This is a genomic window from Pseudomonas sp. Irchel s3b2 (assembly GCF_900187445.1).
Taxonomy (GTDB): domain Bacteria; phylum Pseudomonadota; class Gammaproteobacteria; order Pseudomonadales; family Pseudomonadaceae; genus Aquipseudomonas.
Genome location: NZ_FYEB01000015.1, coordinates 130,397 through 140,112, shown reverse-complemented (window position 1 = coordinate 140,112; position 9,716 = coordinate 130,397). Strand labels below are relative to the sequence as shown.

The 9,716-nt window shown below is 57.6% G+C and carries 9 protein-coding genes; 7 read left to right on the top strand and 2 right to left on the bottom strand.

Annotated elements, in window-relative coordinates; translation table 11 throughout:
- Nucleotides 1–368 (top strand): transposase (locus CKW20_RS24480; RefSeq protein WP_141228981.1); only part of this gene is annotated, 368 nt, incomplete at its 5' end.
- A gap of 51 nt (nt 369–419) precedes the next feature.
- On the opposite strand, the gene CKW20_RS24475 is transcribed toward CKW20_RS24480, so the two are convergent.
- Nucleotides 420–947, bottom strand: coding sequence for an outer membrane protein assembly factor BamE (locus CKW20_RS24475; protein ID WP_038978896.1), 528 nt, complete (start codon nt 945–947; stop codon nt 420–422).
- Nucleotides 948–1,044: 97 nt separating this feature from the next.
- On the opposite strand from CKW20_RS24475, the gene fur reads away from it, so the two are divergent.
- Complete coding sequence (fur, locus tag CKW20_RS24470; protein ID WP_003197684.1) at nt 1,045–1,449, top strand: ferric iron uptake transcriptional regulator; 405 nt, start codon at nt 1,045–1,047, stop codon at nt 1,447–1,449.
- A 75-nt stretch (nt 1,450–1,524) separates the two neighbouring features.
- Here fur and recN read toward each other — a convergent pair whose 3' ends face one another.
- Complete coding sequence (recN, locus tag CKW20_RS24465) at nt 1,525–3,198, bottom strand: DNA repair protein RecN (RefSeq protein ID WP_095055183.1); 1,674 nt, start codon at nt 3,196–3,198, stop codon at nt 1,525–1,527.
- A 241-nt stretch (nt 3,199–3,439) separates the two neighbouring features.
- On the opposite strand from recN, the gene grpE reads away from it, so the two are divergent.
- The 5 genes from grpE to carA all read left to right on the top strand — a co-directional run bounded on the left by grpE (nt 3,440) and on the right by carA (nt 9,659).
- Nucleotides 3,440–4,006 carry a nucleotide exchange factor GrpE gene (gene grpE / locus CKW20_RS24460; RefSeq protein ID WP_095055182.1) on the top strand — a complete coding sequence of 189 codons (567 nt, stop codon included), beginning with the start codon at nt 3,440–3,442 and terminating at the stop codon, nt 4,004–4,006.
- 102 nt (nt 4,007–4,108) lie between these two features.
- Entirely contained in the window at nt 4,109–6,025 is a 1,917-nt protein-coding gene (dnaK, locus tag CKW20_RS24455; RefSeq protein ID WP_095055181.1) for a molecular chaperone DnaK, read from the top strand.
- Between the two features lie 297 nt (nt 6,026–6,322).
- Entirely contained in the window at nt 6,323–7,447 is a 1,125-nt protein-coding gene (gene dnaJ / locus CKW20_RS24450) for a molecular chaperone DnaJ (RefSeq protein ID WP_095055180.1), read from the top strand.
- A 10-nt stretch (nt 7,448–7,457) separates the two neighbouring features.
- Nucleotides 7,458–8,264 (top strand): 4-hydroxy-tetrahydrodipicolinate reductase, encoded by an 807-nt coding sequence (gene dapB / locus CKW20_RS24445; protein WP_095055179.1) that lies wholly within the window; start codon nt 7,458–7,460, stop codon nt 8,262–8,264.
- A 258-nt stretch (nt 8,265–8,522) separates the two neighbouring features.
- Entirely contained in the window at nt 8,523–9,659 is a 1,137-nt protein-coding gene (carA, locus tag CKW20_RS24440) for a glutamine-hydrolyzing carbamoyl-phosphate synthase small subunit (RefSeq protein WP_095055178.1), read from the top strand.
- Nucleotides 9,660–9,716 lie beyond the last annotated feature (57 nt).

The following is a 9,716-nucleotide window of genomic DNA, read 5'->3' as shown; positions in this document are numbered from 1 at the left end:
AAACGCCGGAACAACAGGTCCGCCTGGAGGATCTACTGGCGGCCAACCAAGCGTTGATGACGGTCTACTTGATGAAGGCTGAACTCAAAACACTCTGGACCCCGAGTACTGCCTGGGGTTGGCGATCGGCCTGGAAGCAATGGCTGCGCCATGCGCATGAAAGCGAAATACCAGCTCTGATCCAGTTCACCAAACGGCTAAAGGGTTACTGGCGGGGCATCGTCAGCCGGGTTCGCTGGCCGATGCACACCGGTCAGTTGGAGGGAATAAACAATCGAATAAAGGTCATCAAGCGGATGGCGTACGGTTACCGGGATAGCGAATTCTTTTTCATGAAGATCAAGAGCGTCTTTCCCGGTAATCCGTGAAGAACCAAAAAAAAGCCCCAGCTAAGGGGCTTTGATCTTCGTCGCAATTATTTATTGCGGCGAAGTTTCCAGCGGTTCTGGCGTCGGGACTGGAACGGTTTCTACGTTGTCCACGTCTTTCTGGATCTGGTCCAGCAATGAACCTGGCTTGACCGGCTTTTCCGGTTTCGGCTTCTCGGCGTTTTCTGCAGGCGTGGTCACGGTAGTGTCACTGTCCTTGCCGAGAATGGCCTCGTCGCGGCTCACACCCGGCATGAAATCGCCAGAAAGGCTGACAAGTTGATCATTTGGGTTGAAGATGACGCTAATGCGTTCCTGTTGGCGTTCACCGCCACCCGGTTGCAGGCTGTACAGATAATCCCAGCGATCGGCGTGGAACGTGTCGGTCAGCAGAGGGTTGCCCATGATAAACCGTACTTGCCGGCGGGTCATTCCCGGGCGTAACTGGTCTATCATGTCCTGCGTGACGACATTGCCCTGCTGGATGTCGATTTTGTAAACCCCGGGGAATGAACAACCGGCGAGTGCGAGCAGTCCCACAAAGGTGAAACTGGTTAGCAAGAGCTTGGTGTTTTGCATCGGTGGGCGACTTCCACTATCTTGGCTGGGACAACGTAAACGCCGATCATACCCGCATTAAGAGAAGCTGCGAAGCAGCATCGCGAGAAAGCTGACCATGGTTGAAAATAGCGAACTACGCAAAGCCGGCCTCAAAGTGACCCTTCCACGGGTCAAAATTCTGCAAATGCTCGATTCCGCCGAGCAACGCCACATGAGTGCCGAGGATGTTTACAAGGCACTGATGGAGGCTGGTGAGGACGTCGGTCTGGCCACGGTTTACCGTGTTCTGACCCAGTTCGAGGCAGCTGGCCTTGTGGTGCGGCACAACTTCGACGGAGGCCACGCGGTCTTCGAGCTGGACGACGGCAAGCATCACGACCATATGGTCAACGTCGAGACCAGTGAAGTGATCGAATTCTTCGACGAAGAAATCGAGCGGCTGCAGAAAGCAATCGTCGACAAGTATGGCTTCGAGATGGTTGATCACAATCTTGTACTGTACGTGCGCAAGAAAAAGTAAGCATGTCGCGCGAACTTCAGGTTCGCGAAACGAACGAAGGCGACCCCAGGGTCGCCTTCGTGCTTTCTGTCGTTCTTAAATTTTCGCGGTAACGACCATCTTTTTCGCGTGAGCCAGTGATTCCTTGGTGAGATCGATGCCGCCCAGCATTCGTGCCACTTCTTCGACGCGATCGGTCTTGCTCAGTTTAGAAACTGCCGTATGCGTAGCATCTTCACCGCGCACCTTGTGTACAAATAGATGTTGATGCCCCTGCGCCGCAACTTGGGGCAGGTGTGTCACGGTCAGAACCTGCCCACGCTCCCCGAGACGTCGCAGCAACTGGCCGACAATCTCGGCGGTCGGGCCGCCGATACCCACGTCCACTTCATCGAACACCAGGGTCGGTACGCGCGAGGTCTGTGCAGTGATCACCTGAATCGCCAGGCTGATACGCGACAGTTCGCCACCCGACGCCACTTTCGCCAGGGCTTTCAACGGTTGCCCGGGGTTGGCGCTCACCAGCAGTTCTACCTGTTCGAGCCCGTTGGGCAGCAGTTCATCGCTGCTGTTGGGACGAAGTTCGATGGTGAATCGGCCGCCGGGCATGCCCAGGCGCTGGATTTCCTGTTCCACGGCACAGGCCAGGCTGCTCGAGGCTTGGTGCCGCAGGTCGCTCAGATCCCGAGCCTTTTCCTGATAGTGGCGGGCGTAGGAGGCCAGCTCATCGCTCAGTCGTTCGATGGATTCGTCGTTGGCATTCAGGGTTTCGATTTCATCGAGTAGCTTCTGCTGCATCTCGGCGACTTCGGTCGGCTGGATGCGGTGTTTGCGCGCCAGGGTGTAGATGGCATCGAGGCGCTCTTCCAGGTATTGAAGGCGGGCCGGGTCGGCGTCGAAATTGTCGAGAAAACGGTTCAACTCACCTACGGCTTCTTCAACCTGAATCTGCGCGCTGGTCAGCAGGCTGCTGGCTTCGCCCAAGGCGCCGATCGAATTGTTCACGCTCGATAGGCGGTTAAGGCTGGCGGTCAGCGCGTTCAGTACGTTGCCGGAATCACTTTCGCTGCATTGTTCGACCACTTGCCGGCAAATGCCCAGCAGGGTTTCGGCGTTGGTCAGGTTCTTGTGTTCCTGTTCCAGTTGCTCCAGTTCGTTTTCGCCGAGGCCGAGGTTTTCCAGTTCTTCGAGTTGATAGCTGAGCAACTGATGACGGGCGCGCTGTTCGTCGCCGGAGTTGGAGAGGCGTTCCAGTTCCTGGCGGGTCTGACGCCAGCGTTGGGCGGCCAATTGCACTTGGCGGGCCAGGTCCGTGGCGCCGGCGTATTCGTCGAGCAGGCGGCGATGAGTATCGGTTTTGAGCAGGGACTGGTGTTCGTGCTGGCTGTGGATATCGATCAGCAATTCGCCCAGGGCTTTCAGGTCACCGAGGGGGCAGGGGGTGCCGTTGATATAGCCGCGCGAGCGCCCTTCGGCGGTGATCACTCGACGCAGAATGCACGGGCCGTCGTTTTCGAGGTCGCGCTCAGCCAGCCAGGCACTGGCTTCCGGGATGTCGACCAGATCGAAAGTGGCCAGGATATCGGCCTTGTCCGCACCCGGGCGGACCACGCCGCTGTCGGCGCGATCGCCCAGGGTCAGGCCGAGGGCGTCGAGCATGATCGACTTGCCGGCACCGGTTTCCCCTGTGATCACGCTCATCCCGCGATCGAGTTCGAGATCGAGATGTTCAACGATGGCGTAGTTATGTACGGACAGGTGCACCAGCATAAAGGCCGCTCCCAAGCTTTAGGTCTGGTTATTTATACAGTGTTTTGTTTCTGGCTGACAATGCCTCTTCTTAGGTCGATTTGCTTGATTGAAGGAAATCATTAGCGCAATGAGGAATGACAATGCAGCTGTTTTTTGTAGGGTTAATCATCAAATAGCCCTTGAAGCTGAATTTTGCGGCCCCATATACCGGGGCAGAAGCGCGAGTTGAGCTCGCGGACGATATTGGAAGGAGAAATCTATGGCTGACGAACAGACAGTGGATACGCAAAATCTAGACGCCAACCAGGGCCCCGAGGCTTCGGGTGAAGACCTGGTGGCTCGTGTACAAGTGCTCGAAGAGCAATTGGCTGGTGCGCAGGATCAGGCTTTGCGTGTTGCCGCCGATCTGCAGAACGTCCGCCGCCGTGCCGAGCAGGACGTTGAAAAGGCTCACAAATTCGCCTTGGAAAAGTTCGCTGGCGACCTGCTGCCGATCATTGACAGCCTGGAACGCGGTCTGGAGCTATCCAACCCTGACGACGAAAACATTCGTCCGATGCGCGAAGGGATCGAACTGACCCTGAAAATGTTCCAGGACACCCTGAAGCGCTATCACCTGGAAGCGATCGATCCTGAAGGCGAACCCTTCAATGCCTCGCATCATCAGGCGATGGCCATGCAGGAAAGCGCCGACGTTGAGCCAAACAGCGTGCTCAAGGTGTTTCAGAAGGGCTACCAGCTTCACGGTCGCCTGCTGCGCCCGGCCATGGTCGTGGTCAGCAAGGCACCTGCACCGGTTTCGCCTTCGATTGACGAGCAGGCTTGAAATTAGCCGCAAGGCCCCCATTTAGAAGTCAAGCGTTTAAGTGCTACCGCAGTCAGCCACCACTACTGCGGCATCCAAATCCAAAGTTTCGGGAGAGTGAACATGGGCAAAATTATCGGTATCGACCTGGGGACTACCAACTCCTGCGTCTCCGTGCTGGAAAACGGCAAAGCCAAAGTTATTGAAAACGCTGAAGGCGCGCGTACCACGCCGTCGATCATCGCTTATGCCAACGACGGTGAAATCCTGGTTGGCCAGTCGGCCAAGCGTCAGGCAGTGACCAATCCGCATAACACCCTGTACGCGGTGAAGCGTCTGATCGGTCGTCGTTTTGACGAAGAAGTCGTACAGAAAGACATCCAGATGGTCCCTTACAAGATCGTCAAGGCTGACAACAACGACGCCTGGGTTGAAGTGAACGGCCAGAAAATGGCACCGCCACAAATTTCGGCTGAAATTCTGAAGAAAATGAAGAAGACCGCCGAAGACTACCTCGGCGAGCCAGTGACCGAAGCGGTGATCACCGTTCCGGCCTACTTCAACGACAGCCAGCGTCAAGCCACCAAAGACGCCGGCCGCATCGCGGGTCTGGACGTTAAACGTATCATCAACGAACCAACCGCGGCCGCACTGGCCTACGGTATGGACAAGGCGAAAGGCGATCACACCGTGATCGTTTACGACTTGGGCGGCGGTACTTTCGACGTTTCCGTGATCGAAATCGCTGAAGTCGATGGCGAGCACCAGTTCGAAGTGTTGGCCACCAACGGTGACACTTTCCTGGGCGGTGAAGACTTTGACATTCGTCTGATCGACTACCTCGTTGACGAGTTCAAGAAAGAAAGCGGCATGAACCTCAAGGGTGACCCGCTGGCCATGCAGCGCCTGAAAGAAGCCGCTGAGAAAGCCAAGATCGAACTGTCCTCGAGCCAGTCGACCGACGTGAACCTGCCGTACATCACTGCAGACGCTACCGGTCCTAAGCACTTGAACGTGAAAATCTCCCGCGCCAAGCTCGAAGCGCTGGTTGAAGACCTGGTTCAGCGCACCATCGAACCTTGCCGCATTGCGATGAAAGACGCCGGTATCGAAATTGGCGCGATCAACGACGTGATCCTGGTCGGCGGTCAGACCCGTATGCCACTGGTTCAGAAGTTGGTGACCGATTTCTTCGGTAAAGAAGCACGTAAAGACGTCAACCCTGACGAAGCTGTTGCCATGGGTGCTGCTATCCAGGGCGCGGTATTGGCCGGTGACGTGAAAGACGTTCTGCTGCTCGACGTCAGCCCGCTGACTCTGGGTATCGAAACCATGGGCGGCGTAATGACCGCGCTGATCGAGAAAAACACCACGATTCCTACCAAGAAATCGCAAGTGTTCTCGACTGCCGACGACAACCAGGGCGCAGTGACCATTCACGTGCTGCAAGGTGAGCGTAAGCAAGCCGCACAGAACAAGTCCCTGGGCAAGTTCGACCTGGCTGAGATTCCACCAGCACCACGTGGCGTGCCACAAATCGAAGTGACCTTCGACATCGACGCCAACGGCATCCTGCACGTCGGTGCGAAAGACAAGGCTACCGGCAAGACTCAGTCGATCGTGATCAAGGCCAACTCCGGTCTGTCCGAGGAAGAAATTCAGCAGATGGTTCGCGATGCTGAAGTGAACGCTGAAGAAGACCGCAAGTTCGAAGAGCTGGCCAGCGCCCGTAACCAGGGCGATGCCCTGGTTCACTCGACACGCAAAATGATCGCTGATGCTGGCGACAAAGTGAGTGCTGAAGAGAAGACTGCAATCGAAGCAGCTGTCGTTGCCCTGGAAACCGCCATCAAAGGCGACGACAAGGCCGCTATCGAAGCCAAGGTTGAAGAGCTGTCCAAGGTCTCCGCGCCAGTGGCTCAGAAAATGTACGCTGATCAGGCTCAGCCAGCTGAAGGCGCGGCGCCGAAAGACGAATCGGCTGAAAAGGCTGACGACGTTGTCGATGCCGAGTTCGAAGAAGTCAAAGACCACAAGTAAGTTGTTGGTCGCCCGGTTGACTGCCTTCAGGCGGTGACTGGTAGGATGTCGCCGCGCGGGAGCTTGCTCCCGCGTTGGCGTGTCTGGAGTAAGCGAATTTTTACAGCATGCGACAACGCTCGAATGCTGGCGGTATGGTCGGGGATGCTCCTGCTTTCCGGCCCATAGATACCGCATTGAATCAAAGACCAGGATCGTTGAATTGACGTGAGTTGGGTCCGGGCCTGTATTGGGGCTCAACGAGTTTGGCGAGGCTCAGGAGAGGTTTGCCGAACGTCCTTAAGAGTGCAAAGACTTATGGCAAAGCGTGACTATTACGAAGTATTGGGTGTTGAACGTGGTTCAAGCGAAGCGGACCTGAAAAAGGCCTACCGTCGCCTGGCGATGAAGCACCACCCGGACCGTAATCCCGATGACAAAGCGTCGGAGGATATGTTCAAGGAGGCCAACGAGGCCTACGAAGTGCTGTCCGATTCCAGCAAGCGCGCGGCCTATGACCAATACGGTCATGCCGGTGTCGACCCGAGCATGGGTGGCGGCGGTGCCGGGTTTGGCGGTCAGAACTTCTCCGACATCTTTGGCGATGTCTTCAGTGACTTCTTCGGTGGCGGTCGCGGCGGTTCCCGTGGTGGCGCTCAGCGCGGCAGCGACCTGCGTTACACCCTGGAGCTGAACCTGGAAGAAGCGGTGCGCGGCACGACGGTGAATATCCGTGTTCCGACACTGGTCAACTGCAAGCCGTGCGATGGCTCGGGTGCCAAGAAAGGCTCCTCGCCAATCACTTGCCCGACGTGCGGCGGTATCGGTCAGGTACGCATGCAGCAGGGCTTCTTCTCGGTGCAGCAAACCTGCCCACGCTGCCATGGCCAAGGCAAGATCATTTCCGACCCGTGCGATTCCTGCCACGGCGAAGGTCGCGTCGAAGAGTACAAGACCCTGTCGGTGAAAGTGCCGGCCGGTGTCGATACCGGTGACCGTATTCGCCTGTCTGGCGAAGGCGAGGCGGGTGCGCAGGGCGGCCCGACCGGTGACCTGTATGTGGTGATCAATGTGCGCGAGCACGCGATCTTTCAGCGTGACGGCAAGCATCTGTTCTGTGAAGTGCCAATCAGCTTCGTCGACGCAGCGCTGGGTGGCGAGTTGGAGATTCCGACCCTCGATGGTCGGGTCAAACTGAAGATCCCTGAGGGGACTCAGACCGGTAAGCAGTTCCGTGTTCGCGGCAAAGGCGTCGCGCCGGTTCGCGGCGGCGGTGCTGGTGACCTGATGTGCCGCGTGGCGGTCGAAACCCCGGTCAATCTGGGTCGTCGTCAGCGTGAATTGCTGGAGGAGTTCCGCAGCTCCCTGGCGGACGACAATAGTCACTCGCCGAAAACCACCGGCTGGTTCGAAGGCGTGAAGCGCTTCTTCGGCGATTTGTAAGGAGGCAGGCATGCGACGTATTGCTGTGATGGGCGCTGCCGGGCGCATGGGAAAAATCCTGGTCGAGGCGGTGCAGCAACGCGCGCCGCTGACTGGCCTCACGGCAGCCATTGTGCGCCCTGGCAGTACGCTGATTGGCGTGGATGCCGGTGAGCTGGCATCGCTGGGGCGAATCGGTGTGCCGTTGTCCGGCAAGCTGGATGCGGTGGCTGATGAGTTCGATGTGTTGATCGACTTCACGCTCCCGGAAGTCATGCTGAACAATCTGGCGTTCTGCCGTAAGGCGGGCAAGGCCATGGTGATCGGCACCACGGGATTGGATGCCGCGCAGAAGCAATTGCTGGTCGAGGCGAGCAAGGATATTGCGATTGTGTTCGCGGCTAATTTCAGTGTCGGTGTAAACCTGTCGCTGAAGCTGCTCGATATGGCGGCTCGTGTGCTGGGTGATGACGCCGATATTGAAATCATTGAGGCCCATCATCGGCACAAGATCGATGCGCCTTCAGGTACGGCTTTGCGCATGGGCGAAGTGATCGCCAGCGCGCTGGATCGTGATCTGCAAAAGGTTGCGGTCTATGGTCGTGAAGGTCACACCGGTGTGCGCGAGCGTGAAACGATCGGCTTTGCCACTGTTCGCGGTGGTGATGTGGTCGGTGATCATACGGTGCTGTTTGCCTGTGAAGGCGAGCGACTGGAAATCACTCACAAAGCATCCAGTCGTATGACCTTCGCCAAGGGTGCGGTACGTGCAGCTTTGTGGCTGGACGGTCGTGAGCCAGGCCTTTACGATATGCAGGACGTGCTCGACCTGCGTTAAGATGCACCCGAAATCGGGTTCAAATCTAGCGTTTGACCCCGTTTTTAACCGCCAAGCGACGTCCTGTCGCATTCTCCGGCCTTTAGGGCTCATTGGCGGTAGACCAAAAATGCCTTTTTCTGTAAGCTACAGCTTTAGTGTGTCCACTAAAAGCGCGCAGAATAATTCAGTGAACAAGCGGGGTGACGTGTCCATACGTCACTCCGCTTTTTTACAACCTGCGATCGCCCTTTCAGGCTTTATTTACGGGAGGTCTTCTTGACTAAGCCAGCCATACTCGCCCTTGCTGATGGCAGCATTTTTCGCGGCGAAGCCATTGGAGCCGACGGTCAAACCGTTGGTGAGGTGGTGTTCAACACCGCAATGACCGGCTATCAGGAAATCCTTACCGATCCTTCCTACGCCCAACAAATCGTTACCCTGACTTACCCGCACATCGGCAATACCGGCACCACGCCGGAAGACGCCGAGTCCGACCGCGTCTGGTCCGCTGGCCTGGTCATCCGTGACCTGCCACTGGTTGCGAGCAACTGGCGTAACACGATGTCGCTGTCCGACTACCTGAAAGCCAACAATGTGGTGGCAATCGCCGGTATCGACACCCGCCGCCTGACGCGCATCCTGCGTGAAAAAGGCGCGCAGAACGGCTGCATCATGGCCGGTGACAACATTTCCGAAGAAGCCGCCATCGCCGCCGCTCGGGGTTTCCCTGGCCTCAAAGGCATGGACCTGGCAAAAGTCGTCAGCACCAAAGAGAAGTACGAGTGGCGCTCGACTGTCTGGGATCTGAAAACCGACAGCCACGCGACTCTGGAAGCCTCCGAGCTGCCATACCACGTGGTGGCTTACGACTACGGCGTCAAGCTGAACATTCTGCGCATGCTGGTCGAGCGCGGTTGCCGCGTGACCGTGGTGCCTGCACAGACTCCAGCCGCCGAAGCGCTGGCACTCAAGCCCGACGGCGTGTTCCTGTCCAATGGCCCGGGCGACCCTGAGCCATGCGACTACGCGATCCAGGCAATCAAGGACGTGCTGGAAACCGAGATTCCGGTGTTCGGCATCTGCCTCGGTCACCAGCTGTTGGCTCTGGCCTCCGGCGCCAAGACCCTGAAAATGGGTCACGGCCACCACGGTGCCAACCACCCGGTCCAGGATCTGGACAGCGGTGTGGTGATGATCACCAGCCAGAACCACGGCTTTGCGGTAGACGAAGCGACCCTGCCAGGCAACGTTCGGGCGATCCACAAATCGCTGTTCGACGGTACCCTGCAAGGCATCGAGCGTACCGACAAGAGCGCCTTCAGCTTCCAGGGTCACCCTGAAGCCAGCCCTGGCCCGAACGACGTAGCGCCATTGTTTGATCGCTTCATCAACGAGATGGCCAAGCGACGCTAATCGCTCGCCCTGATGTAGCGAAGCCTGAGGGCGGTCCCGAAACCGGTGGCCCCCTCA